Below are 22,113 nucleotides of genomic sequence, written 5' to 3'. Positions count from 1 at the left end.
TGTTCGGGGGCTAGCTGCTGGAGTTTGGGGTTTTCGGCTTGTCGGTCGCTTCGTCGGCCGGTTTGTCGGTTGGTTTGTGGGCCAGGAAGAAGGCCTGCGGGCCTGAGCGGGGTCTTTCGCTCTCGTCGGGTTCGCGGATGAGCTGGGCGTGCAGGGACAGGCCGGCCTTGGCGAGGAGGTCGGCGATGTGCTCCGGGGGAGTCCAGTAGACGTCCAGTGACAGCTTGTGGCCGTAGCCCTGGCTGAGGTGGCGGCGTTCGTCGCCGACCTTGAACGCGATCAGCAGGTGGCCCCCCGGCGCCAGCACCCGGTGGATCTCGGCGAACACCGTCGGCAGGAGCTCCGGCGGGGTGTGGACGGTGGAGTACCACGCGACGGCGCCGGCCAGGGACGCGTCCGCCAGGTCCAGCGCGGTCATCGAGCCCACTTCGAAGCGGAGGCCGGGGTGGCTCCGGCGGGCGACGTCGATCATCCCTGGCGACAGGTCGATGCCGAAGGCGTTCACCCCGAGGGCGTGGAGGTGAGCGGTGACGCGGCCCGGGCCGCAACCGAGGTCGGCCACCTCTCCGGCATCCGGGCCCTGCACGAGCTCGGCGAACGCTCCCAGCATGGCCCGGTCCAAAGGCTTGGTGTCGAGTTCGTTCCTCAGTAGGTCGGCGTATTCGGGGGCGACGGTGTCGTAGGCCGTTCGGGTGGCGTGGAGGTAGGCGGACTCAGTCATGGCCCAGGACCATAACCGGCCTTTGGGGTGGGGGTGGGCGCCTTCGGAGTTGTCTGGGGCCGGTTTGAGGCAGGCGCTTTTTGCGCCGTGCGGGGGCTGTTTGGGGGCGCTGCTGGGAGAGGGCGGGCGGCCCTGCGGTCGTCGCGATGTGCGGTCATGGTGTCGTGTGCGGCCCGAACTCGTGTGCGGCCCGATCTCGTGTGCGGCCTGGTGGGGCGATTTGTGGTGATGTGCTGACGCAAGACGCTCGGTGAGGTGGTGAGCGGCGCGCTACGTGCGTTTTGCGGACAGGCGGCTCGCCGGGGGTGTCGCGGCCGGTCGTGTGCGGACGTCCGGGTGCGGACGTCGCCCTTCTTGGCGGGATCGGACGGGGGCTTGCCCGGCGGGATCGGGTGGGTCGGCGGGCCGATACCCTTGATGGCATGGCAGCAGGCGGTAGGGCATCGGGCAGGCCCGCGAAGAAGAAGGGCCCCTCCAAGGGCACCGGGGGCCAGAAGCGCCGGTCGCTCGAGGGCAGGGGCGCGACGCCGCCTGCCGAGATGCGCCACTGGTACAAGGACAAGGCCAGGTCCGAGCGCATCGCCAGGGAGGACCGCGGCGGCGAGACGCGCCGTCCGGGCAGCGGCCCGGCCCGGCAGAAGCGTTCCGAGGACGCCCCCGAATACATCGGCGGTCGCAACCCGGTGCTGGAGGCGCTGCAGGCCGGGGTGCCCGCCAACGCCCTCTACGTGGCCCAGCGCGTCGAGAGCGACGACCGCGTACGCGACTCCATCAAGATCGCGGCGGAGCGCGGGATCGCGCTGCTTGAAGTCACCCGCGACAAGCTCGACCGGATGACGGAGGGCGTCGTCCACCAGGGCATCGCGCTCCAGATCCCCGCCTACGACTATGCGCATCCGTCCGAGCTGGTCGATCTGGCCCAGGACGCGGCCGAAGTCCCGCTGATCGTCGCGCTCGACTCGGTCACCGACCCGCGCAACCTGGGCGCCATCGCCCGTTCCGCCACCGCGTTCGGCGCGCATGGCCTGCTCATCCCGTCCCGCCGCTCGGCCGGGGTGACGGGTGGCGCCTGGAAGACCTCGGCCGGCACGCTCGCCACGCTGCGCGTCGCCCGCGCCTCCAACCTGACGGCCGCCCTGCGCGAATACCGCGAAGCCGGCCTCTTCATCGTCGGCCTCGACGGCGCCGGAAAGATCGACATCGGCGACGCCGACCTCCTCGCCGAGCCGCTCGTGGTCGTGGTGGGCTCCGAGGGGAAGGGCCTCGGCCGGTTGGTCCGGGAGCAGTGCGACGTGGTCGTCCGCATCCCCATGCAGGCCGCCGCGGAATCCCTCAACGCGGGGGTCGCCGCCGGTGTGGCACTGTACGAGGTCGCTCGTCACAGGCGCCGCTAGCGTCTACACTGGTAGGCCGTGCCGACGTAGCTCAATCGGCAGAGCATCTGTCTTGTAAACAGAAGGTCAGGGGTTCGATTCCCCTCGTCGGCTCTGCACGTAGAAGGCCCTTTCCCATGATCGGGAGAGGGCCTTTTCGATCTCGTACAGCAGGGTTGTACAGCAACCGGCTCTAACCGAAGATGTCCTGCCCTTCGCGGCCTGAGGGGTCCATGGTGAGCAGGCTCTCATGAAGACCTTGTACGGCCCTGCCAGTGAGTTCGCCTGACGGTGTGGTCTCCATGAGACGCCAGCCAGAGGTGTTCGTGGGTGCGTCGTCGTCGCGGCCGTGGGCGGTGAGGCTGTAGAGGAGGCCGAACGCCGTTTCGTAGGCGGCCACCTGGGCGACCCGGGCAAGGTCGGTGGGGTCCGCGCCGTCGGCGAGCAGTCGAGCAGCCGCGGGAATGCCTTCCAGCGCTCCCGGCGAGGCCCAGCCATTGATCAAGTCTGGCCATATGCGCCGCAGCGCCAAGAAGCCAGCCAGCTGAGGTATGTCCTCTGAGATCTCTGAGGCAGCCCGCTCCTGAGGGGCACCTGCGCCCAGCGTCGCGAAGAGGTTCTGTAAGGCGAGCACCGCAGCGCGATCGGCTTCATTCATTCTGCAATCTCAGCACGGCACGCGATGAGAAGAGGGCCTGTGGGCGATTCCGAGGGCCTTTTCGCATCTACGTCGGTTATGGGGCGTTCTCCAGACTGGCATTGAGGCGAGCAAGGGCGTTGCGGGTTTCCGGGCTTGGGATCTGGGTGTAGACGTTCATGGTCACGCTGATCTGTGTGTGCCTGAGGATGCGCATGGCCACGCGCGGGTGGACGTCGAGCGCGGCCAGGAGCGAGGCGCAGGTGTGCCGGGTGTCATGGAAGCGGATGCGCGGGACACCGGCGTACTTGCAGTGGGCCTCGAAGGCGCGGTTGAGGTTTCGTGGTTCGATGGGCGTCCCGTATCTCGTGGTGAACACCAAGTCTGAGTCCTTCCACTTTGCCGCTGGCCTTTTCACGGGCCTGGCCTTGCAGCTCGCGACGCAGCTTCAGGGCCGAGACGCACAGGCCCAGGAGTGGGAGCGAGGCGGACGAGTAGTCGGTCTTGGTCTTGTCCCTGTGCAGGAGTTGGCCGCCGACTCTGGTGAGTTGTCGGGCGACGTGGAGTTCTTCGGCGTCGAGGTCCACGCAGTCCCATGCCAGGCCGAGCACTTCCCCGCGCCGCAGTCCGAGGACGAGGACGAGCACATACGCGGCGTAGAGCGGATCGTCATGGACGTGTTCGAGGAAGCGACGGGCCTCATCGACGCTCCAGACCACCTGTTGCCGCTTCTTCTTGGTCTTGCTGGCGCTGGGCAGTGTGGTCAACGCCGCGACGTTCTTCGAGATCAGCTCCTCGCGGATAGCGTGGCCGAGTGCTGCCGGAGAGTGCGACGAATGCCGATGATCGTGTAGCGGGCTGGGTAGCCCTTGCCGCACTTCCCGATGGCGCAGCATCGGCGCTGTGGCAGGGCGCTCCGGCGGCGGTTGCGTCGGCACCGCGCCATCTCCAGGGTCCATGACGTATGTTCCCGGCTCCAGCAGACCGGGGAGCAGGTCATGGCCGTACTTCTGGCCGGAGTGGTCGGGGAGCGCCACCCGCGCCACGCGCGCGGTCAGCACGGCGTCGCACGACGCACAGGAGAAGACGACCAAACAGTCTCCCTTGCCGCATACAAGGCGATCACGGTGGCACAACATCCCGTCTTGAGGGGAACGTGGGCACATGACCACCGACAAGCGGCGCCAGGGGGACGACTCGGCTTCGACGCGCCGAGGTCAGGGCTTGGTCGTAGGTGGGATGGTGCCCCATTTGAACGTGGAGCTCTTCAGCAGGTGCTCTGTCGTCCTGATGCCGGTCAGGTGCTCGACGAGCAGGAAGGCCGGGCCTTCGTAGAGCCGGGGACGCGATGGGTAGAGCCTGTCGATCTCCTCCATCGTGTCCACGAGTTCGGCGGGCGTTTCCGTCAGGAAGCCGTCGTCGCCGCCCCAGCCGAATCTGATCTCGCCGTCCTCGCACCAGTAGAAGTAGTCGAGGCCCTTGACGCCGAGTGCGGCCTGGGAGACGAGGCGGGTGCCCTTGGACAGCTCGGTGATCAGGTCTTCGCAGGTGCCGAGCCAGTCGGGCTCGGAGACGAACGTCCAGTCGCCGATGGAGGTGACGCCGACAGGGGCCCTGGGGGCCGGGTCTTCGAGGAAGGGGCCCGGGGTGAAGTCCTCCCAGCGGCCGCCGAGGCGCGCGACCACCTGTTCGGGCGTGGCGCGCACGTAGATGAAGCTGTAGCACTCGTCGGCGTATTCGCCGCGGAGCCAGGAGACATCGGGGGGCTGCAAGGACATGTCGTCATGCTGGCAGTCGGCACCGACAGGAAAGGCTCTGTCGTCGGGAGGCGGCCAGCGGTGGGCTCGCCTACGGACACTTCCGCGCCGGAACGTCGGTCAGCAGCCCTGCCCTGGGATGGCGGCCAGATCCATGACCGTGTATTGCTTGCGGGCGTCGTCGCGCCAGAACAACAACGGGCCGTCGGAGAGGGAACCGCCGACCTGAACGGTCAACTCACCTTCGGCCGGCTTGCCCGCTTTCGGCCGGAGCGCAGCGGACCGGTCGGCGCAGCGGTCGTAGATCACGCTGCCGCTCTCCAACGTTCCGACACGGGCTGTGGAGATGGAGGAACCCTCGCCGATGACCTTCGGCGGATCGAAGAACCCGAATCTGTCGTGGAAGAGAGGGTTTCTGCGGAACCCGCCGGGGACGATGCTGCGTCGTGAGCCGTCCCGGCGTTGCACGATCACTTCGGTCAGCTGGTCGGCGGCGCGGGCGACGCCGCTGACGCACCAGTCGGGTCCGCAGCGCGGGTCGGTGCCGTCGACCTTCTCGGCGGAGCGTTTCTCGCCGGTGACGAGGTTGGTGACGGTGTTCCTGCCGTTGTGCGCCCAAGGCCAGGTGGAGACGTGGCCGGAGCCCATCAGGGCCGGAGTTCCGCCGGTGAGGGGGACGCGGTAGACGGAGCCTCCCCGGTCGTCCCACCAGACGATCTGGTCGCCCGCGATCTCCAGGCGGTACATCCGGCCGTCCCGGCCCCCGGGCCGGTCGGGGTCGGGCGCGACAAGGGCCACGAAACGGATGTGACCGCCGGTGATCGGCATCGTCCACAGTTGCAACTCGGGGCTCGTGCGGTCCGGATGGCGGACTGCGGCGATCCACACGATCTGCGAATCGCTGACGGTCACGTTCTCGATCCGGTGATAGTGTGCCGCGCTTTCGGGGATGGTCCCCAAGAGTTTGTGCCTGCCGGTCCGCCGGTCGTAGTTCACCAGGATCGGCCGGTGCTCGTTCGGGTCGGCCATCAGCACCTCGTGCTTGCTGAGCATCGCCAGTGGCCGAACGTCGCGGGTGTCGCTGAACCAGCGTGGCACCGAGAAGAACGCCTCGGGCCAGACGTCCTCGGCCGCGGGTAAGTCCGGCACCGGAGGAGGGGCAGCCGGTCGTGACGCCGATTGCGAGATATGTGTCGAGCAACCGCCTGTACCGGCGGTGAGCAGGGCTCCTAATGTGGTGATCAGCAGCCTCGAATATGCGGAACGTCTCACCTCTGCTCAGACGTCGGGGCCGAAAAGTAAGTTCCCGTTCGCAGGCCGTGAAAGGTGCGTCAATGGACGCGGGGGATGTCACCGAAACGACCGTCGGGGGAGCGCTGGGTAACTGATTCTCCCTGGGGGTCGACATGCATTTACCGGAGTTCGCAGGCGGGGTCATCGATTAGCCGGGCGAGCAACAATTTCAGCTCACCGTCTGCACCCCGTCGGCTCTCGCGGAGCCGCTCGAACAGCGTGCCTTTCTCGTGGGCCGGCACTGGCTCTTCGTCGCCGAGCTTCGTCCGGAGAAGGTCACCGAGTGGCTGAGTGAACGGGTCGCCGTACTGGAGGCTCCGACCTGGCAGAGAAGATCCGCGGGGCTGCGGCGGCAGCCCCGCCTTGGCGTGCGGGCGGCGGGCCGGTGATGCCGGGCCCTGTGCCAGGTGGTCAGAAGGGGCCGGGCTCCGGGTAGCCGGCCTTGATGACGGCCCTGCGGGTCTTCGGGGTGAGCTTCTTCTCGTTGATGACCTTGCCGGCCGCCGGTGCGGTGATCTGCACCTTGGCGCCCCAGCCCGAGAAGCTGGTGTCGGTGTGGAAGGCCATCTGGCCGTAGTCGTCGTCGTCCGAGGACGGGGTCGAGTCGACGACTGTGCGGGTGAGCAGGTTGTTCTTGTCGAAGTACAGGTGGAACTCGACGCTGCCTTCACCGGCCGCCTTGTTGTGCCGGTAGGCGGCGAGGGTGGAGGTGCCCTGGTATTCGCCGGGCGCCACCTCGGAGGAGTGATCCAGCATGAACTTCAGGTCGGCCGGGGTGGTGCCCATGTCGAGGATGGAGTTCTCGCGACCACTGGTCCGCGAGCCGATCCAGGAGCGGCCGGCGGGCAACGCCTTGGCGATGCCGGGGTTGGTCACGTAGGCGTTTCTGCCTTCGGCGACGACCCGGTAGGGAGGTTCGAACTCCTTCTGGCGGGACGACATACGGACACGGAGGTCGGCGGCCGCCACCTTGCCCTTGCCGAACGCCAGCGTGCCGGTGGTGCGGGTCTTCACCTCCACCTGCATGTCCTGGCCGTCGACGGTGAAATCGAGGGTGATGCTGCTTAATTCGGTGATCTTCACGCCCTTACCTGGTAGTAGTTGGGCTTTCAGCGCTTTCACCGCGTCCGCGGGGGCGGCCTGCGTGGTTGCCGGAGATGCGGCCTGAGCGGGTAAGGCCGCGGTGCACACGACTGCGGCCGTGGTCGCGAGGCCCGCGAAGAGGAGCTTCATCAGTGTCCTTCATTTCGTGGATATAGCAGGGAAAAGAGTAAGAGAAAGGTGTCGGGCGGTTGGACGATGTCTCGTAACGATCGGGTGCCGACTGGTGATTTCGAGGATGGAAAAAGGGCGGCCCTTGCGTCCGCTCTCGTCACGCGCGGAGGGTTCCTTGGGCGTCAGGGACAGGGCATGGGGAGCGATTGCCGTTGTACTGGCTCTGGGGACGGTTTATGCGACCAGCGTTCCCGGTTGGCATTTCATGTGGTTGATGGCCATCGGTGCCGGCTGGGTGTTGTTCGGGATTCCTTGGCTTGTCGTGCTCGGTGGCGCTCTGCTCCGGAGGGACCGGGCGGTCGAGTTACGCCGTCACTGGCGGTTCTGGATCGTGCCGCCCTTGGTCGCGGCTTTGGCAGGAGCGCTGGTCTACGTCGGCGCGCCGGTCAGGGTGCGGTTCGAGTTGTCGCGTGGCAGTCTTGAGCACCTCGCGCAGACTGTGTCAGACGGGACGCCGCCCGAGGCGGGGCGATGGATCGGGCTTTATCCCGTCAAGTACCTGGTAGCCTCCCGCGGAGCCGTCGGGTTCATGATCGAGGACGCGGGATTCTTCGGCAGTTACGGATTCGCCTGGAGCTCGAACGATGAGCCGGACATCGACGGACCGGGTTCCTACCAACACTTCGACGGACGCTGGTATGTCTGGAGCGACGACTGAGGCCCGCCCGGGAGATCAGGCGCGTCGCCAGGCCAGGAGGCCGTCGGGGGCGGCGGTGCGGACGTAACCCGCGCTCACGAGTTCGTCCCGCAGCACCTCCCAGGCGGGACGGTAGGCGTGCCCGACGAGTTCTTCCTCGCTGAGCACTTCGTCGCCCCGGGTGATCCGGTAGAGGTAGCGGCACGTGGCGCGTTCGTCGTCCGACTCGATGATCTCGGACGAGACCGTGTACGTGTGGCGGCCCACCCGGCGGGAGTCCAGGTGCCGCATGGGACGCGGCTTCGGCGGACCGCCGTCGCGCCAGGTGAGCACGAGAAGCCCGCCGGGCTCCAGCCGGTCGGCCAGGACGGGCCAGAGCCGCCTGTGGTAGCCGGGCTCCAGGGCGTACAACACGTTGATCATCACCATGGCCTCGACCGGCTCGTCGAGGTCGAGGCCCAGGGCGTCGCAGGGCAGCACGGTGACCCGTTCGAGCAGGTCGGGCCGTTCGGCCAGGCGGGAGAGCAGTACCGCCCGCATCGTGGCCGAGGGTTCCAGCGCGAAGATCTCGGCGGGCGTCCACTCGGCCAGGGACGTGGTGATCAGGCCGGTTCCCGCGCCTACCTCCAGGACGCTGCGGCGGACCCCGGCCAGAAGAGACGGCAACTTCTCGCGCACGCCCGGTACGTGGCTGTGCACGGCGAGCAGGTCGTAGAAGACGGGAGAGATGTAGTCGGCCATGATCGGCCACCGTAGTCCAGCCGGTGTGACGTCCCCCGGGTCAGGCTCCCGCCGCCGGCGCCCGGTCGAGCGTCACGCCGAAGTGCTCCCGGTACGCCGGAAGCAGCTCGTTCTCGTTCAGGATGCGTTCGGCGCGCTCGCCCTGCCGGGTGACGATCAGCTTGCGCCCGCTGATCGTGGTACGCCCCTCCGCCGTGCGGATCGAGCACACCGGCGACCTGGTGAAGTGCGAGTCCGGCGAGGTCGCCTGCCACCAGCAGGTCGGCACGAAGTCGGCCAGCTCGTACGGCCGCGCGGTGAGCCGGTAGGCGGGCTCGCCGTTGTGCGACACGTCGAGATCGCCGTGCTCCCCGGGAGCGGGGACGATCTGGAACACCCCCGCGCCGTCCTTCTGCTCGCCGCGCTCGTCGATCCGCAGCGGCTCGTCGGCGAAGTCGCCGAAGCCGACGTCCACCAGCCAGGGCTCGTCGAGGTCGACGCGGAGCGCGAGGTGGTCGAACAGCGGCCCCGGCCGGCCGCCGCCGAACACCCGCGCCGCGAGCAGGGTCACCCGGTAGCCGAGCGCGGTGAGCAGCGCGGCGAACAGTCCGTTCTGCTCGTAACAGAAGCCGCCGCGGCGGCGGGTGATGAGCTTGTCGAACAGGGCGTCGGGAGCGAGGGAGATCGGCTCGCCGAGGTGGATGCTCAGGTTCTCGAACGGCACCGCCCGCAGGTGCGCGAGCTGCAGGGACCGCAGGCCGTGGACGTCCGGCGGCACCGGCCGGGACGCTCCGAATCTGTCCAGGTAGCGGGTGACTTGCGACTCGTCCATGACCTACAGGAAACCACGTCTCGCCTGCCTGCGCCCGCCGGATGGCGGCGCGGGTCAGCTCCGCACGGCGCACAGCAGGCGGTTGTTCCCGCGCTGCCACAACGTGCCGATCTCGCCGAACCCGGCCTTGGTCAGCGCGCCGACGTGCTGCTCGACCAGGTGGGACTCCGAGCCGTGATGGGATGCGCCGGCCGTGCTGCGCTCCTGGTTGAGGTCGGCGAAGGCGGGGTCGGCGGCGATGGCGTCCCACCAGGCGCGCCAGTCCTCGGGTCGGCGGTCGCCGAAGACCCGGTCGGTCTCGCGCTGGTGCACCGCGTGCTCCAGCCGGGCCAGGGTGGGGGAGGAGGAGTCCATGTGGTCGCCGTTGAGCAGGATCCCGCCTGGGCGCAGGACGCCGGCCAGCTCGGCGTACGTCTCCTGAAGTTCCTCGGGTGAGATCCAGTGCAGCGCGGTGGTGCTGACGGCGGCGTCGGCCGGACGGTCGAGGCCGAGCGCCTCGGTCCACCCGCCGGTGCGCAGGTCGGCCGAGACGAACCGCAGCCCCGGGTAGGCGGCCCGGCCGAGCCCCAGCAGCAGCGGGTCGGCGTCGACGGCGATCACGGTGGCCGCGGGCAGGCGTTCGAGCAGCCGGGCGGACAACGACCCCGGCCCGCACCCCAGGTCGATGACCACGGGATCCGGCCGGCCCAGCGCCTCGACCGCGTCGATCAGCGCGGTGAAGCGGGCCTCCCGGTCGGGCAGATAGCCCTCCTGCTGACGGTCCCAACGCTCGATCCACGCCAGCGCGGCTTCCTGAGTGAGCATCAGATCTCCCTGTAACTGTCGTCTAAGATTTGAGCAGTCACAACTTAGAACGCGAAGGTGTAACCGGTCAAGTGGATTACAACAGTCACACAGATGGGATCGTCCGGGTCGCCGTGGCGCTGGTCAACGCGCTGACTCCGGGCGAGCAGCGCGGGCGCGAGTTCCCCGTTCCCGACGACCTCGCCGTGGCCGCCTCCGGCGCGGTGGGCAGCGTCTACTCCGGCCATCACGGGATCGGCGCGGCCGACGCCGCCGAGCTGGCCGAGGTCGCGGCCCGGCTGCGCGTGGTGTTCCGCGCGGTGGCGGACGGCGACGTCGACGCCGCCGCCATGGCCACGAACGCGCTGCTGGAGGAGAGCAGGGCCAGGCCGATGCTCGAACGCCACGACGGCGAGCCGTGGCACCTGCACTTCCACGGCCCCGGCGGCTCGGTGGCGGGCGACTGGGCGGCGAGCTGCTCGACCGGGCTCGCGATCGTGCTCGGCAGCGAGTTCAGCGACCGGCTCGGCGTCTGCACCGCTCCCCACTGCGACCGCGTCTACGTGGACGTCTCCCGCAACGGCACCCGCCGCTTCTGCTCCACGGCCTGCCAGAACCGCGTCAAGACCGCCGCCTTCCGGGCCAGGACGAAGGCGGAGTGAGCCGTGCTGAGCCGGGTCAGCCCAGGACGCGGATCGGCGCGCCGGCCAGGAACGCGTCGATGTCCTGCACGGCGTCGCGGAAGTAGGTCTCGTAGTTGCCGCCGGTGACGTACCCGAGATGGGGGGTGGCCAGCACGTTGGGCAGTTTGCGCAGCTCGTGCCCGGCGGGCAGCGGCTCGGTCTCGAACACGTCGAGCCCGGCCCCCGCGATCAGCCCCTCGCGCAGCGCCGACGCCAGCGCGGCCTGGTCGACGATGGCCGCCCGCGAGGTGTTGACCAGGTAGGCGCTGGGCCGCATCACCGCCAGTTCACGCGCGCCGACCAGCCCGCGGGTGCGCTCGCTCAGCACGAGATGGACGGAGACGACGTCGGACTCGGCGAACAGCTCCTCCTTGGCGACCGCCCGCACGCCCAGCTCGCCGGCGCGCGCCGCGGTCAGGTTCTGGCTCCAGGCGATGACGTCCATGCCGAACGCCTGCCCGATGCGGGCCATCTGCGCCCCGATCTTGCCGAGGCCGAGCAGCCCGAGCGTGCCGCCGTGCAGGTCCATGCCGACGGTGCTCTGCCACGGGCCGTCGGAGCGCATCGCTGTGGCCTCGGGCACCAGGTGGCGGGCCAGGCCCAGGATGAGCGCCCAGGTCAGCTCGGCCGGCGGGGTGGAGGCGCTGCCGGTGCCGCACACCGTGACCCCACGGGCGCGGGCGGCGTCGAGGTCGACGGAGGCGTTGCGCATGCCCGTGGTGATCAGCAGGCGCAGCCGGGGCAGCCGCTCGAACAGCTCAGCGCCGAACGGCGTGCGCTCCCGCATGACGACCACGATCTCGAAGTCCGCCAGGGCCGCCACCAGCTCGTCCTGGCTGGTGAAGTGGGCCCGGAAGCTCGTGGCCCGGACCCGCGACCAGTCGGCCAGTCCGAGGGCCACGCCCTGGTAGTCGTCGAGGACGGCGCAGCGCAGCATGATCCGTGATCCTACGCCGCGGCCCCCTGCTCCAGCTCCCCGGCGGGGCCGGGGAGCTGGAGCCCGTTCATTCGGCGGCTAGCCTTTCCGCCTCTTCGTGCAGCGCCGCGACCAGGATCAGCTCCAGGTTGAGCTCCTCCAGGTCCGGCGACGCCAGACCGTCAAGGACGCGCATGGTGGGCCTCCCTGAACAAAAGACGTCTCAGGTGTCACATAGGTTCACATCTATCTGAACGTTCTCAGGGGAGGCGCGGACCGGAGGGAGGGGGAGTCATTCCGTCGAGGGTTCCGGGAATTGTCCCGGACAAATCATCAAGCGACTCCCGACAGGCCGGAATCGCGGTTCAACTCGATGTCCATCTGCATCGCCAGAATCTCCTGCCGCTCCTGGTTGATCCGGCGGCAGATCGTGACATATGCGGTCAGCACCTTGGAGTAGGAAGCCCGGGCCTCCTCCAGCTGGCCGCGCAGACGTTCGATGCGGTCGGGGTCGGCGAACTCCTCGGCCTCGGCCTCGGCCAGCAGCGCGCGGGCCTCGTCGACGATCTCCTCGGCCCGCATCCGCGTACGTCGCAGCATCGCCGAGCACTGGAAGAGCTCCGTCAGGCGCGCCGATGAACGAGCGAACTCGGCCTTGCCCATACCCGTGCCGCCCGCCCGATGCCAGCGAAGATTCGATGCCATTACCGCCACCTCCCCGGTCAAGGTTGCCTAACTGTAGACGTGTGTACCCCGCCGGAGGATGACCTGAGACGCCCACGGAGTACGTCCCTGATCCCGGCGGAGAGTTTTCTTCCTCTGGCAGGTCGAGGATTTTCCCCTGAAACTCATTCGGTCCCTGGTGAATGTGCTGATTAGAGCCATCTGTGGGGTCTATCCGAAGAATGCAACGAATCGCCGGGGTCGGCAAATAGGTGACTCCAAGACGGCCGATCGCCCCCCGCGGCGACGGGCGTTCGTCACATACTGAAACGACATGGCGGCGCAACGTGACTCCGAGGTGACGGCAGTGGTGGCGATGTCGGCGGCGGGCAACAACGACGAGACGGTCGACGTCAGCGTCGTCATCCCGGTGCACAACTGCCGTCCCTATCTGGACAGGTGCCTCACCTCGGCGCTCGTGCAGCGGGTGAAGAAGGAGATCATCGTCGTCGACGACGGCTCCACCGACGGCGGCGCCGAGCTCCTCGACCTCTACGCCACCTACCACCAGTCCAGCGTCAAGGTCGTGCACATCGAGGGGTCGGGCGGCGCCGGCCGGCCGCGCAACGTCGGCCTCGCCCACGCCACCGGCCGGTACGTCTTCTTCTGCGACGCCGACGACCACCTCGGCCCCGAGGCGCTGGAACGCATGGTCGCCATGGCCGACAGGAACGGCTCCGACATCGTGCTCGGCAAGATCGTGGGCCACGGCAGGCGGGCCCCCGCCTCCATGTTCCAGCAGAACGCCGAGCGCCTGACCCTCGCCGACAGCAACGTCTACAACAGCCTGAGCTGCTTCAAGCTGTTCAGGCGGGAGATGGTCGAGCGTCACGGCATCCGTTTCGCCGAGGACATGCTGGTCGGCGAGGACATCATGTTCACCGTGCACGCCTACTGCCACGCCGGCGTGATCTCGGTGGTCGCCGACTACGACTGCTACCACCTGGTCTCCAGGTCCGACGGCAGCAGCATCATGCAGCGGGCGGGCAGCCGCGACCCGATCGCCTGGCTGACCATGATCCGGCGGCCCATCCGGCTCATGGCCCGGCACGTCGAGCCCGGCCCGCTGCGCGACCACCTGCTGCGCCGGCACTTCAGGCTCGACGCCTTCAGCCAGCTCGGCACGGTGTTCCTGGAGAGCGACGACGTGCGCCGCAAGGAGATCGCCCAGGAGGTCGCGGCGCTGTGCGACGAGTGGTTCACCCCCGGCGTGCACGCCCGGCTCAACACCATCGACAAGCAGCGCGTGGCCGCGCTCGGCGACGTCGACCGCCTGGTCCGGCTGGCCCGCATCGAGAGCGCCACCGTGCGGCGGCGGCTGACCGGGCTGCGCTGGGAGGAGGACCACCTGGTGGTGAGCGGCACGGCCGGGCTGGAGGGCATCAGCCAGGACGACGGCGTGGCCCTGGTGCTGCGCCCCCGCAACGACCCGCACGGCGAGCTGGTCGTCCCGGCCGAGCGGCAGGGCGCGGAGTTCACCGCCCGGGTGGAGGCCGCCGCGCTCGCCTCCGGCGTCTGGGACCTGCGGGTGGCGGTCGAGCTGGAGGGGGTGGTGCGCCACGGGCGGCTGGGCGCCGACCGGGACAACGGCGTCACCCGGCCGCAGCCCCGCCTGATCGGCGGCGTGGTGACCCTGCCGTACTTCACCAGGGACAACGGCAACCTGAGCATCGACGTCGGCGGCCATGTCGTCGCCGTGCCCGGCACCGTCCGGCTGGAGCGGACCAGATGGGGGCTGGGCCACCGGCTCGTCGTGCACGGCGAGGTCAGCGTGGCCGGGCAGGTGCCCGAGTGCGCGGCGATCAGGCAGATCGTCTGGCGCGAACGGCGTACCGGCCGCGAGCGCGCCGAGCGCGTGACGGCGCTGCCCGGGGGCGGGTTCGCGGCCCGGCCGGCGGTGGGCCGGCTCCCGCCCGGCACCTGGGACGCCTACCTGGAGCTCGACCTCGGCGGGCCGCCCGCGCTGTTCAGGATCGAGACCGACGCCGCCACGGTCGCCGGCCCGCGCAGGTGGCGGGGGGCGGCGTTGCTGCGCAGCGTGCGGCCGTACGCGACCTCGGGGAAGGGACGGCTGAGCACGGTCGTGCACCGGCTGACGCCGCGAACGATCCTCAGGAAGCTCCTTCAGTAATTGCCACCTATGTGCAGGTGCAAGGTGATGCTCTAAAGTGAGGAGGATTTGTTCGTCCTTCTGGAGGCGTTGCCGTGCACGTACCCGATGGCTTCTTCAACGCAGCTACATCCGTCTCCGCCGGAGCGGTGGCGGCCGCCGGGGTAGCGGTCTGCCTGCGGGGCGCCCGTCGCGAGCTGGACGACCGGACCGCGCCCATGGCGGGGCTCGTGGCGGCCTTCATCTTCGCGGTCCAGATGCTGAACTTCCCCGTCGCGGCGGGCACCAGCGGCCACCTGCTGGGCGGCGCGCTGGCGGCGATACTCGTGGGGCCCTACACAGGGGTGCTCTGCATGGCCGTGGTGCTGCTGGTGCAGGCCGTGTTCTTCGCCGACGGCGGGCTGACCGCGCTGGGCGTCAACATCACCATCATGGGCATCGTCACCGTGCTGGTCGGGTGGGGCGTCTTCCGGCTGGTCACCGCGATGGCCAGGGGCCGGGGCGGGGTGACGCTCGGGGCCTTCCTCGGGGCGCTGATCTCGGTGCCGGCCTCGGCGCTGGTGTTCTCCGTGCTGTTCTGGATCGGCGGCACCGCGCCCATCGAGGTGTCGGCCGTGGCCGCGGCCATGGGCGGCGTGCACGTGCTGATCGGCATCGGCGAGGCGCTGATCACCGCCACCACCGTCGCCGCCGTGCTGGCCGTCCGGCCCGACCTGGTGTACGGCGCCCGCGGGCTGGCCAAGCCGCTGGTGCTCAAGGGGGCCGACGGCGCCACCACGACCGTGGACGAGCCGGCGCCGGCGGCCCGGCCGGGCGCGCTCAAGCCGTTCCTGCTGGGCGGGATCGGGCTGACCCTGGTGCTGGCCGGCGTGGTGTCCTTCTTCGCCGCCTCCGACCCGGACGGGCTGGAGGCCGTGGCCGAGAACAAGGGCTTCGGCGGCCAGGCGGCCGACCACGCGTTCGGGTCGTGGGCGCTGGCCGACTACGGTGAGGTGGGCGGCATCCCGGTCGGCGTGGCCGGGATCGTCGGCGTCGGGCTCGTGCTGCTCATCGCCGGGGCCGTGGCGTTCGCCGCGCGCAGCCGTACGAACGTGAGTGTCTGATCTGTGAGAGACGGTGAGTGACGGTGGGCGCGGGGCATCGGCACGATCTCTACCTGCCGGGTGACTCCCTCGTCCACCGGCTGCCGCCGCAGTGCAAGCTGCTCGCCGTCTTCGCCTTCGCCGTCGTCGTGGTGGCCACACCGCGGGAGCGCTTCTGGGCGTTCGCGGTCTACGCGGCGCTGCTCGGAGGCGTCGCGCTGGCCGCGCGGGTGCCGGTCGGGCACGTGCTGCGGCGAATGGTGATCGAGCTGCCGTTCGTGTTGTTCGCGTTCCTGATCCCGGTGATCGGGATGGGCGAGCGCACGACGGTGCTCGGCGTCTCGCTGAGCGTGCCGGGGTTGTGGGCGGCCTGGAACATCCTGGTCAAGGCCACGCTCGGGGTGATCGCCTCGATCCTGCTCGCGGCCACCACCGAGCCGCGGGTCATCCTCGTCGGGGCGCAGCGGCTGCGGCTGCCGAGCCTGCTGGTGCAGATCGCCATGTTCATGCTCAGGTACATGGACGTGATCCTGGAGGAGATGCGGCGGATGCGGGTGGCCCGCGAGTCGCGCGGGTTCGAGGCGCGCAACTTCCGGCAGATCCCGGTGATCGCACGTTCGGCCGGGGCGCTGTTCATCCGTTCGTACGAGCGGGGCGAGCGGGTGCATCTGGCGATGCTGAGTCGCGGCTACGCTGGACGGATGCCGATAATTCAAGATATTTCGGCATCCATCGGGCAGTGGGCGGCGGCGCTCGCCCTGCCCGTCGTGGCACTCGCGGTTCTGGGGCTCTCATGGTGAACTCTCTGGAGGTCAGTGACCTGGCCTACGCCTACCCCGACGGCACTCAGGCGCTGTTCGGCGTGAACCTGGCGATCGGCCGCGGTGAGCGGGTGGCGCTGCTCGGCCCCAACGGCGCCGGCAAGACGACCCTCGTCATGCACCTCAACGGCATCCTCACCGCCGGGCACGGCAGCGTGGCCGTGGGCGGCGTCCCGGTGCGCAAGGACACGCTCAAGGAGATCAGGCAGCGCGTCGGCCTGGTCTTCCAGGACCCCGACGACCAGCTCTTCATGCCCACGGTCCGGGACGACGTCGCCTTCGGCCCGGCCAACGCCGGCCTCAAGGGCGCCGAGCTCGACCGGGTGGTCCGCGACGCGCTCGACCGGGTCGGCATGCTGGAGGCCGCCGACCGGCCGCCGCACCACCTGTCGTTCGGCCAGCGGCGCCGGGTGGCGGTGGCCACGGTGCTGGCGATGCGGCCGGAGATCCTGGTGCTCGACGAGCCCTCCTCCAACCTCGACCCGGCCGCGCGCAGGGAGCTGGCCGAGATCCTGCGTTCGCTGGACGTGACGGTGCTCATGGTCACCCACGACCTGCCGTACGCGCTGGAGTTGTGCGAGCGCTCGCTGATCCTGTCGGGAGGCGTGATCGCCGCCGACGGGCCCACGCGCGAGCTGCTGGCCGACGCCGAGCTGCTGGCCGGGCACCGCCTGGAACTCCCGTACGGCTTCGCCGTCCCGGCCGGGTGAGGCAACCTGGTCCCCAGGTCGCGGGCCGGGCGGCCGGCTGGGTAAGAACCCTCAGCGCCGCGTCCAGCGCGTGATTAGTCCGGTCTAGTCCTTCTGTATCCGGCTCTTCGTAGTTTGTGCATGCCCGCTATCCGGGGATGTCGAAGTACAGTGGCTCATCGAGGAGGGGCCAAATGAAGCTGCGGCTTGCGCGACACGCCCTGGGTGACGCCGTGGTGGTGGCCGTTGAGGGAGAGCTCGATCTGTTCACCGCACCGTTCCTCCGCGACGAGGTCCGCGACGCCATCAAGCAGGACAGCGCCAGGCTCGTGCTCGACCTGCAGCAGCTGTCGTTCATGGACTCCAGCGGTCTTTCGGTGCTGATCGAGGCCTGGCGGCTGGCCACGGGAGAGGGAGGCGGGGTGTCCCTCGCCGCGCCCCAGGCGCCCGTGGCGCGCATCCTGCGGACCACGGGGCTCGACCGGCGGATCAAGGTGTACTCCGACGTCGACAGCGCCGTGGGCGGAATTTAACCCGCCCCGAGTAGAACTTCATTCGGTTGGCGCGTTAAGGTCCGGGATATGGACGTCAACGGATCTGCAGCAATCATCTCCGGCGGTGCCAGCGGCCTCGGTGAGGCGACGGCCCGCGAGCTCGCCCGCGCGGGCGCCACCGTGGTCATCGCCGACCTCAACGAGGAGCGCGGCAAGGCCGTCGCCGACGAGCTCGGCGGCGTCTTCGTCAGGACGGACGTGTCGGACGACGATCAGGTGCAGGCGGCCGTCGACGCGGCCGTGGCCACGGGCAAGCCGCTGCGCGTCGTGGTCAACAGCGCGGGCATCGGCTGGGCCGAGCGCACGGTCAACCGCGAGGGCAAGCCGCACAACCCGGCCACGTACCGCAAGGTGATCGAGGTCAACCTGATCGGCACCTTCAACCTCATGCGCATCGCCGCGGCCGCCATCGCCGCCACCGAGCCGGTGGACGCCGACGGCCAGCGCGGCGTGGTCATCAACACGGCCTCCGTCGCCGCCCTGGAGGGCCAGACGGGCCAGCTCGCCTACTCGGCCTCCAAGGGCGGCATCGTGGGCATGACGGTCCCTGCCGCGCGCGACCTGGCGGCCATCGGCGTACGCGTGAACACGATCTGCCCCGGCATCATCGACACCCCCATCTACGGCTTCTCCGGCAACGCCGAGGAGTTCAAGGCCAAGCTCGTGGCCCCCGTGGTCTTCCCCAAGCGCATGGGCCGGGCCGACGAGTTCGCCCACCTGGTGCACTCGCTCGTCCAGAACGACTACATGAACGCCGAGGTCGTGCGCTTCGACGGCGGCATCCGCTTCCAGCCCAAGTGAGGTCCCGTGTCTGACGAAGTGCTCGTCGAGGAGTCCGGCAACGTCGCGGTCATCACCATCAACCGGCCGAAGGCGCGTAACGCGATCAACGGCGCGGTGGCCCGGGGGATCGCCGAGGCGCTGGACACCTTCGACGCCCGCCCCGAGATCTCGGCGTACGTGCTGACCGGCGCCGGGGGCACGTTCTGCGCGGGCATGGACCTCAAGGGGTTCCTGTCCGGGGACTTCCCGGTGGTCGAGGGGCGCGGCTTCGGCGGCATCGCCGAGGCGCCGCCCAAGAAGCCGCTGGTGGCCGCGGTCGAGGGGTACGCGCTGGCGGGCGGTTTCGAGCTGGCCCTGTCCTGTGACGTCATCGTGGCATCGTCGGAGTCCACGTTCGGGTTGCCCGAGCCGAAGCGCGGGCTGGTGGCGGGCGCGGGCGGGATCATGCGGCTGCCGCGGCGGATCCCGTACCACGTGGCCATGGAGATCGCCCTGACCGGCGACCACTACCCCGCCTCCCGCCTGTACGAGCTGGGCCTGGTCAACCGGATCACCGAGCCGGGGGCCGCCCTGGAGGGCGCGCTGGAGCTGGCCCGCAAGATCGCCGCCAACGCACCCCTGGCGCTCACGGCGACCAAGAAGGTGATCATCGAGTCCCAGGACTGGCCCCTGGAGGAGATGTTCAAGCGGCAGGGCGCGATCATCAATCCGGTGTTCGGCTCCAAGGACGCCATGGAGGGCGCGGCGGCCTTCGCCGAGAAGCGCGCCCCCCAGTGGAAGGGCGAGTAACCCTCACCCGTACGCCGGCCCCTTCCGCACGTCCGGAAGGGGCCGCGTCAACGCGCGTGCGTGAGCTTTCCTGCGTACGGTAAAGGGAGGAGACGACCACCAGGAGAGCGCATGAGCGACCATTCGGGTTCCAGGTTCGAGTCGGCCAAGCGCGGCGCCGGCACCTTCCTGTCGAGCGCGATCAAGGCGATCGTCATCCTCGGGTCCATGCTCGCCGTGATGTGGGTCCTGGAGGGCGTCGACTACGTGATGGGCGGCGCGCTCGACTCCTACGGCATCGCGGGCTGGGACGCCGACGGCCTGGTGGGCATCCTGTTCGCGCCGTTTCTGCACGGCGGCTTCGGCCATCTCATGGCCAACTCGCTGCCGCTGCTGGTGCTGGGCTTCCTGGCGGCGGTGCGCGACATCCGCAAGTTCCTCTGGGCCACGCTGCTGATCGTGCTGATCGGCGGCCTCGGCACGTGGGTGTCCAGCCCCGGCGTGATCACGATCGGCGCGAGCGGCCTGGTCTTCGGCTACTTCGGCTTCGTGCTGGCCCGGGGCCTGTTCGACCGCCGCCTGGTGGACATCCTGATCGGCATCGGCGTGGGCGTGGCCTACTACTCGATCCTGTGGGGCCTGCTCCCCAACCAGCAGGGCATCTCGTGGCAGGGCCACCTGTTCGGGCTCCTGGGCGGCGTGGTGGCCGCCTGGGTGCTGCGCCGCAGGAAAGAGCTGCCGGCCCGCTCCTGAGCTCTACAGGTGCGGCTTGGTGCGCTCGGCCGGTGAGCCGGCGAGCATGCGGTCGATGAGCGCCAGGCCGATCGCCGAGGCCACGAACGCCAGGTGGATGATCGTCTGCCACATGATCTTGTCGTTGGGCACGTCACGGGCCCGGATGAACGTCTGCAGCAGGTGCACCGACGAGATGCCCACGATGGCCGTGGCCAGCTTGACCTTCAGCACGTTGGCGTTGACGTGGGAGAGCCATTCGGGCTCGTCGGGATGGTCGTTGAGGTTGATGCGCGAGACGAACGTCTCGTAGCCGCCGATGATCACCATGATCAGCAGGTTGGAGATCATGACGACGTCGATCAGCGCCAGGACCGTCAGCATGACGACGACCTCGGCCGACGTGCCGTCGCCGGTCGCCGGGTGCAGGAAGACGCTGCTGAGCAGGTGCCACAGCTCGGTCATGAACTGCCAGACGTACACCGCCTGGGCCACGATGAGGCCCAGGTAGAGCGGGACCTGCAGCCAGCGGCTGGCGAACATGAGGTAGCCGAGGCTGCGGGGCAGCGCTCGCCCCTGGCCGATCGGGGGCTGTTCGGGCAAGAATGTTTCCTACTGATCGAGCCGGAGGACTGGTTGAGTTGGCGAACCTGGGATCCCTGGAACGCGCGATCATGAACGTGCTGTGGGATGCCGGCAGGGCCATGCGCGTGCGGGAGCTCCTGGACAGCCTCAACGCGGACCGCGACCTGGCGTACACGACCGTGCAGACCGTCGCCGAGCGGCTGGTGCGCAAGGGCCTGCTGGTGCGCACGCCGGCGCGCAACGCCTTCCGCTACGCGGCCGCCTGCTCAAGGGCCGAGCACGTCAGCCGCCTGATGCTGGAGGCCCTCGCGGTCAGCACCGACAGGCTGCCGGTGCTGACGAGGTTCGCGCAGAGCGTCGAGGAGGCGGACGCCCTGGCGCTCCTGGACGAGCTGACCCGCCGGACGGGCCGGCGGGCGACGGGCTAGAGACGCTCGACCACGTGGTCGACGCAGACCGTCAGCGCCTCGACGTCGGACGGCTCGATGGCCGGGAACATCGCGATGCGGAGCTGGTTGCGGCCCAGCTTGCGGTAGGGCTCGGTGTCGACGATGCCGTTGGCGCGCAGCACCTTGGCCACCTCGGCGGCGTCGACGTCGTCGTTGAAGTCGATCGTGCCGACCACCTGCGAGCGGAACTGCGGGGCGGCGAACGGCGTGGCGTAGGACGACTTCTCGGCCCAGGTGTACAGGCGCTGGCTGGACTCGGCGGTGCGGGCGGTGGTCCAGGCCAGGCCGCCGTTGCCGTTCATCCAGTCGAGCTGGTCGGCCAGCAGGAACAGCGTGGCCACGGCGGGCGTGTTGTAGGTCTGGTCCTTGCCGGAGTTGTCGATCGCGATCGGCAGGCTGAAGAACTCGGGCACGTACCGGCCGGAGGCGGCGATCTCCTCGACCCTGGCCAGGGCGCGCGGCGACATGATCGCGATCCACAGGCCGCCGTCGGAGGCGAAGCTCTTCTGCGGGGCGAAGTAGTAGACGTCGGTCTCGGCGATGTCGACCGGCAGGCCGCCCGCGCCGGAGGTGGCGTCGACCAGCACCAGCGAGTCGTCGCCGCCCACGCGGGAGATCGGCATGGCGACGCCGGTCGAGGTCTCGTTGTGGGTGAGGGCGTAGACGTCGACGCCGTCCTCGGCGGCCGCGGTCGGGTAGGTGCCGACGTCGGACTTGATCACGCTCGGGTCGGCCAGCCACGGCGCCTTCTTGGCGACGGCGGCGAACTTCGAGGAGAACTCGCCGAACGACAGGTGCTGGGACTTCTCCCTGATCAGCCCGAAGGCCGCGATGTCCCAGAACGCGGTGGTGCCGCCGTTGCCCAGCACGACCTGGTAGCCCTCGGGCAGCGAGAACAGGTCGGCGAGGCCGGAGCGCACGCGGCCGACCAGGTTCTTGACCGGCTTCTGGCGGTGGGAGGTGCCCATGAGGCTCGCGCCGGAGGCGGCGAGCGCGGCCAGTTGCTCGGTGCGAACCTTCGAGGGCCCGCAGCCGAAGCGGCCGTCGGCGGGCTTGATGTCAGCGGGAATCACGATGTCAGCCACGTGCCAAGCGTACTGAGGCCGTCCGGGTGACGTCGCACGGGTCCGCCGAATGAGACGCGGAACGGCCCGCCCTTGAGCGGGCGGGCCGTTCATGACACGGGTGAA

The 22,113-nt window shown here is 69.4% G+C and carries 26 protein-coding genes, 1 tRNA gene and 1 pseudogene; 14 read left to right on the top strand and 14 right to left on the bottom strand.

Going from position 1 to position 22,113, the window contains the following annotated elements:
• Positions 1-10 precede the first annotated feature (10 nt).
• Complete coding sequence (locus AB0J46_RS04535; RefSeq protein WP_364326349.1) at positions 11-721, bottom strand: methyltransferase domain-containing protein; 711 nt, start codon at positions 719-721, stop codon at positions 11-13.
• Positions 722-1,143: 422 nt separating this feature from the next.
• On the opposite strand from AB0J46_RS04535, the gene rlmB reads away from it, so the two are divergent.
• Both rlmB and AB0J46_RS04525 read left to right on the top strand, forming a co-directional pair.
• Positions 1,144-2,115 carry a 23S rRNA (guanosine(2251)-2'-O)-methyltransferase RlmB gene (rlmB, locus tag AB0J46_RS04530; RefSeq protein WP_364326346.1) on the top strand — a complete coding sequence of 324 codons (972 nt, stop codon included), beginning with the start codon at positions 1,144-1,146 and terminating at the stop codon, positions 2,113-2,115.
• A 20-nt stretch (positions 2,116-2,135) separates the two neighbouring features.
• Positions 2,136-2,208, top strand: a tRNA-Thr gene (locus tag AB0J46_RS04525).
• Positions 2,209-2,287: 79 nt separating this feature from the next.
• On the opposite strand, the gene AB0J46_RS04520 is transcribed toward AB0J46_RS04525, so the two are convergent.
• From AB0J46_RS04520 to AB0J46_RS04500, 5 genes are all read right to left on the bottom strand, one after another.
• Positions 2,288-2,752, bottom strand: coding sequence for a hypothetical protein (locus AB0J46_RS04520; RefSeq protein ID WP_364326343.1), 465 nt, complete (start codon positions 2,750-2,752; stop codon positions 2,288-2,290).
• Between the two features lie 76 nt (positions 2,753-2,828).
• On the bottom strand, positions 2,829-3,110 hold the full coding sequence (locus AB0J46_RS04515; protein ID WP_364328002.1) for a tyrosine-type recombinase/integrase: 282 nt from the start codon (positions 3,108-3,110) through the stop codon (positions 2,829-2,831).
• Positions 3,007-3,825 carry a hypothetical protein gene (locus tag AB0J46_RS04510; protein WP_364328036.1) on the bottom strand — a complete coding sequence of 273 codons (819 nt, stop codon included), beginning with the start codon at positions 3,823-3,825 and terminating at the stop codon, positions 3,007-3,009. The genes AB0J46_RS04515 and AB0J46_RS04510 overlap by 104 nt, the downstream gene beginning before the upstream one ends.
• Before the next feature lie 123 nt (positions 3,826-3,948).
• Complete coding sequence (locus AB0J46_RS04505) at positions 3,949-4,509, bottom strand: DUF6461 domain-containing protein (protein WP_364326340.1); 561 nt, start codon at positions 4,507-4,509, stop codon at positions 3,949-3,951.
• A gap of 99 nt (positions 4,510-4,608) precedes the next feature.
• Positions 4,609-5,637, bottom strand: coding sequence for a hypothetical protein (locus AB0J46_RS04500; protein WP_364326337.1), 1,029 nt, complete (start codon positions 5,635-5,637; stop codon positions 4,609-4,611).
• Positions 5,638-5,945: 308 nt separating this feature from the next.
• Between AB0J46_RS04500 and AB0J46_RS04495 the strand changes: the two are divergent.
• A pseudogene (locus AB0J46_RS04495) lies at positions 5,946-6,170 on the top strand (Imm8 family immunity protein); the annotation flags it as partial.
• A gap of 22 nt (positions 6,171-6,192) precedes the next feature.
• Here the strand turns inward: AB0J46_RS04495 and AB0J46_RS04490 are convergent.
• On the bottom strand, positions 6,193-6,864 hold the full coding sequence (locus AB0J46_RS04490; protein ID WP_364326334.1) for a hypothetical protein: 672 nt from the start codon (positions 6,862-6,864) through the stop codon (positions 6,193-6,195).
• A 406-nt stretch (positions 6,865-7,270) separates the two neighbouring features.
• On the opposite strand from AB0J46_RS04490, the gene AB0J46_RS04485 reads away from it, so the two are divergent.
• Positions 7,271-7,714, top strand: coding sequence for a hypothetical protein (locus AB0J46_RS04485; protein ID WP_364326331.1), 444 nt, complete (start codon positions 7,271-7,273; stop codon positions 7,712-7,714).
• A 15-nt stretch (positions 7,715-7,729) separates the two neighbouring features.
• On the opposite strand, the gene AB0J46_RS04480 is transcribed toward AB0J46_RS04485, so the two are convergent.
• From AB0J46_RS04480 to AB0J46_RS04470, 3 genes are read right to left on the bottom strand one after another with little or no spacing between them, the layout of a single operon-like run.
• The gene (locus tag AB0J46_RS04480) at positions 7,730-8,434 is read right to left on the bottom strand and encodes a class I SAM-dependent methyltransferase (protein WP_364326328.1); all 705 of its coding nucleotides are present in this window, start codon (positions 8,432-8,434) and stop codon (positions 7,730-7,732) included.
• 40 nt (positions 8,435-8,474) lie between these two features.
• Positions 8,475-9,245 (bottom strand): arylamine N-acetyltransferase, encoded by a 771-nt coding sequence (locus AB0J46_RS04475; RefSeq protein WP_364326325.1) that lies wholly within the window; start codon positions 9,243-9,245, stop codon positions 8,475-8,477.
• A gap of 54 nt (positions 9,246-9,299) precedes the next feature.
• Positions 9,300-10,049 (bottom strand): class I SAM-dependent methyltransferase, encoded by a 750-nt coding sequence (locus AB0J46_RS04470; RefSeq protein ID WP_364326322.1) that lies wholly within the window; start codon positions 10,047-10,049, stop codon positions 9,300-9,302.
• Positions 10,050-10,120: 71 nt separating this feature from the next.
• Here AB0J46_RS04470 and AB0J46_RS04465 point away from each other — a divergent pair, with 71 nt between their 5' ends.
• Positions 10,121-10,690, top strand: a complete 570-nt coding sequence (locus AB0J46_RS04465; protein WP_364326319.1) for a CGNR zinc finger domain-containing protein — start codon at positions 10,121-10,123, stop codon at positions 10,688-10,690.
• 16 nt (positions 10,691-10,706) lie between these two features.
• On the opposite strand, the gene AB0J46_RS04460 is transcribed toward AB0J46_RS04465, so the two are convergent.
• Together AB0J46_RS04460 and AB0J46_RS04455 are read right to left on the bottom strand one after the other, a co-directional pair.
• Positions 10,707-11,648: a D-2-hydroxyacid dehydrogenase family protein gene (locus AB0J46_RS04460; RefSeq protein WP_364326316.1), complete on the bottom strand. Its 942-nt coding sequence runs from the start codon at positions 11,646-11,648 to the stop codon at positions 10,707-10,709.
• A 312-nt stretch (positions 11,649-11,960) separates the two neighbouring features.
• Complete coding sequence (locus tag AB0J46_RS04455; RefSeq protein WP_364326313.1) at positions 11,961-12,353, bottom strand: hypothetical protein; 393 nt, start codon at positions 12,351-12,353, stop codon at positions 11,961-11,963.
• Between the two features lie 271 nt (positions 12,354-12,624).
• On the opposite strand from AB0J46_RS04455, the gene AB0J46_RS04450 reads away from it, so the two are divergent.
• The 8 genes from AB0J46_RS04450 to AB0J46_RS04415 all read left to right on the top strand — a co-directional run bounded on the left by AB0J46_RS04450 (position 12,625) and on the right by AB0J46_RS04415 (position 19,910).
• The gene (locus AB0J46_RS04450; protein ID WP_364326310.1) at positions 12,625-14,481 is read left to right on the top strand and encodes a glycosyltransferase family 2 protein; all 1,857 of its coding nucleotides are present in this window, start codon (positions 12,625-12,627) and stop codon (positions 14,479-14,481) included.
• Between the two features lie 74 nt (positions 14,482-14,555).
• Complete coding sequence (locus AB0J46_RS04445) at positions 14,556-15,563, top strand: energy-coupling factor ABC transporter permease (RefSeq protein WP_364326307.1); 1,008 nt, start codon at positions 14,556-14,558, stop codon at positions 15,561-15,563.
• 23 nt (positions 15,564-15,586) lie between these two features.
• Positions 15,587-16,342, top strand: coding sequence for a cobalt ECF transporter T component CbiQ (gene cbiQ, locus AB0J46_RS04440; protein ID WP_364326304.1), 756 nt, complete (start codon positions 15,587-15,589; stop codon positions 16,340-16,342).
• Complete coding sequence (locus AB0J46_RS04435; protein WP_358289230.1) at positions 16,336-17,073, top strand: ABC transporter ATP-binding protein; 738 nt, start codon at positions 16,336-16,338, stop codon at positions 17,071-17,073. The genes cbiQ and AB0J46_RS04435 overlap by 7 nt, the downstream gene beginning before the upstream one ends.
• Positions 17,074-17,246: 173 nt before the next feature.
• Positions 17,247-17,585, top strand: a complete 339-nt coding sequence (locus AB0J46_RS04430) for an STAS domain-containing protein (RefSeq protein WP_138689510.1) — start codon at positions 17,247-17,249, stop codon at positions 17,583-17,585.
• A 48-nt stretch (positions 17,586-17,633) separates the two neighbouring features.
• Positions 17,634-18,407: an SDR family NAD(P)-dependent oxidoreductase gene (locus AB0J46_RS04425; protein ID WP_352322296.1), complete on the top strand. Its 774-nt coding sequence runs from the start codon at positions 17,634-17,636 to the stop codon at positions 18,405-18,407.
• Positions 18,408-18,413: 6 nt separating this feature from the next.
• Positions 18,414-19,178, top strand: a complete 765-nt coding sequence (locus AB0J46_RS04420; RefSeq protein WP_364326299.1) for a crotonase/enoyl-CoA hydratase family protein — start codon at positions 18,414-18,416, stop codon at positions 19,176-19,178.
• A gap of 111 nt (positions 19,179-19,289) precedes the next feature.
• Positions 19,290-19,910 (top strand): rhomboid family intramembrane serine protease, encoded by a 621-nt coding sequence (locus tag AB0J46_RS04415; RefSeq protein WP_364326296.1) that lies wholly within the window; start codon positions 19,290-19,292, stop codon positions 19,908-19,910.
• 3 nt (positions 19,911-19,913) lie between these two features.
• On the opposite strand, the gene AB0J46_RS04410 is transcribed toward AB0J46_RS04415, so the two are convergent.
• Positions 19,914-20,492 (bottom strand): TIGR00645 family protein, encoded by a 579-nt coding sequence (locus AB0J46_RS04410; RefSeq protein WP_358289220.1) that lies wholly within the window; start codon positions 20,490-20,492, stop codon positions 19,914-19,916.
• A gap of 38 nt (positions 20,493-20,530) precedes the next feature.
• Between AB0J46_RS04410 and AB0J46_RS04405 the strand changes: the two genes are divergently transcribed.
• Positions 20,531-20,902: a BlaI/MecI/CopY family transcriptional regulator gene (locus AB0J46_RS04405; RefSeq protein WP_364326293.1), complete on the top strand. Its 372-nt coding sequence runs from the start codon at positions 20,531-20,533 to the stop codon at positions 20,900-20,902.
• On the opposite strand, the gene serC is transcribed toward AB0J46_RS04405, so the two are convergent.
• Complete coding sequence (gene serC, locus AB0J46_RS04400) at positions 20,899-22,008, bottom strand: phosphoserine transaminase (RefSeq protein ID WP_358008735.1); 1,110 nt, start codon at positions 22,006-22,008, stop codon at positions 20,899-20,901. The genes AB0J46_RS04405 and serC overlap by 4 nt on opposite strands.
• Positions 22,009-22,113 lie beyond the last annotated feature (105 nt).

Source organism: Nonomuraea sp. NPDC049758 (assembly GCF_040674635.1).
Lineage (GTDB): Bacteria > Actinomycetota > Actinomycetes > Streptosporangiales > Streptosporangiaceae > Nonomuraea.
The sequence above is the reverse complement of the archived record's forward strand: the minus strand, read 5'-3'. Positions and strand labels throughout refer to the sequence as shown.

Coding starts and splice junctions, on each gene's coding strand:
- AB0J46_RS04480 (WP_364326328.1), bottom strand. CDS start 8,434: ATGGCCGACTACATCTCTCCCGTCTTCTACGACCTGCTCGCCGTGCAC.
- AB0J46_RS04470 (WP_364326322.1), bottom strand. CDS start 10,049: ATGCTCACTCAGGAAGCCGCGCTGGCGTGGATCGAGCGTTGGGACCGT.
- AB0J46_RS04450 (WP_364326310.1), top strand. CDS start 12,625: ATGGCGGCGCAACGTGACTCCGAGGTGACGGCAGTGGTGGCGATGTCG.
- AB0J46_RS04430 (WP_138689510.1), top strand. CDS start 17,247: ATGAAGCTGCGGCTTGCGCGACACGCCCTGGGTGACGCCGTGGTGGTG.
- AB0J46_RS04520 (WP_364326343.1), bottom strand. CDS start 2,752: ATGAATGAAGCCGATCGCGCTGCGGTGCTCGCCTTACAGAACCTCTTC.
- AB0J46_RS04425 (WP_352322296.1), top strand. CDS start 17,634: ATGGACGTCAACGGATCTGCAGCAATCATCTCCGGCGGTGCCAGCGGC.
- rlmB (WP_364326346.1), top strand. CDS start 1,144: ATGGCAGCAGGCGGTAGGGCATCGGGCAGGCCCGCGAAGAAGAAGGGC.
- AB0J46_RS04415 (WP_364326296.1), top strand. CDS start 19,290: ATGAGCGACCATTCGGGTTCCAGGTTCGAGTCGGCCAAGCGCGGCGCC.
- AB0J46_RS04485 (WP_364326331.1), top strand. CDS start 7,271: ATGGCCATCGGTGCCGGCTGGGTGTTGTTCGGGATTCCTTGGCTTGTC.
- AB0J46_RS04460 (WP_364326316.1), bottom strand. CDS start 11,648: ATGCTGCGCTGCGCCGTCCTCGACGACTACCAGGGCGTGGCCCTCGGA.
- AB0J46_RS04435 (WP_358289230.1), top strand. CDS start 16,336: ATGGTGAACTCTCTGGAGGTCAGTGACCTGGCCTACGCCTACCCCGAC.
- AB0J46_RS04475 (WP_364326325.1), bottom strand. CDS start 9,245: ATGGACGAGTCGCAAGTCACCCGCTACCTGGACAGATTCGGAGCGTCC.
- AB0J46_RS04535 (WP_364326349.1), bottom strand. CDS start 721: ATGACTGAGTCCGCCTACCTCCACGCCACCCGAACGGCCTACGACACC.
- AB0J46_RS04505 (WP_364326340.1), bottom strand. CDS start 4,509: ATGTCCTTGCAGCCCCCCGATGTCTCCTGGCTCCGCGGCGAATACGCC.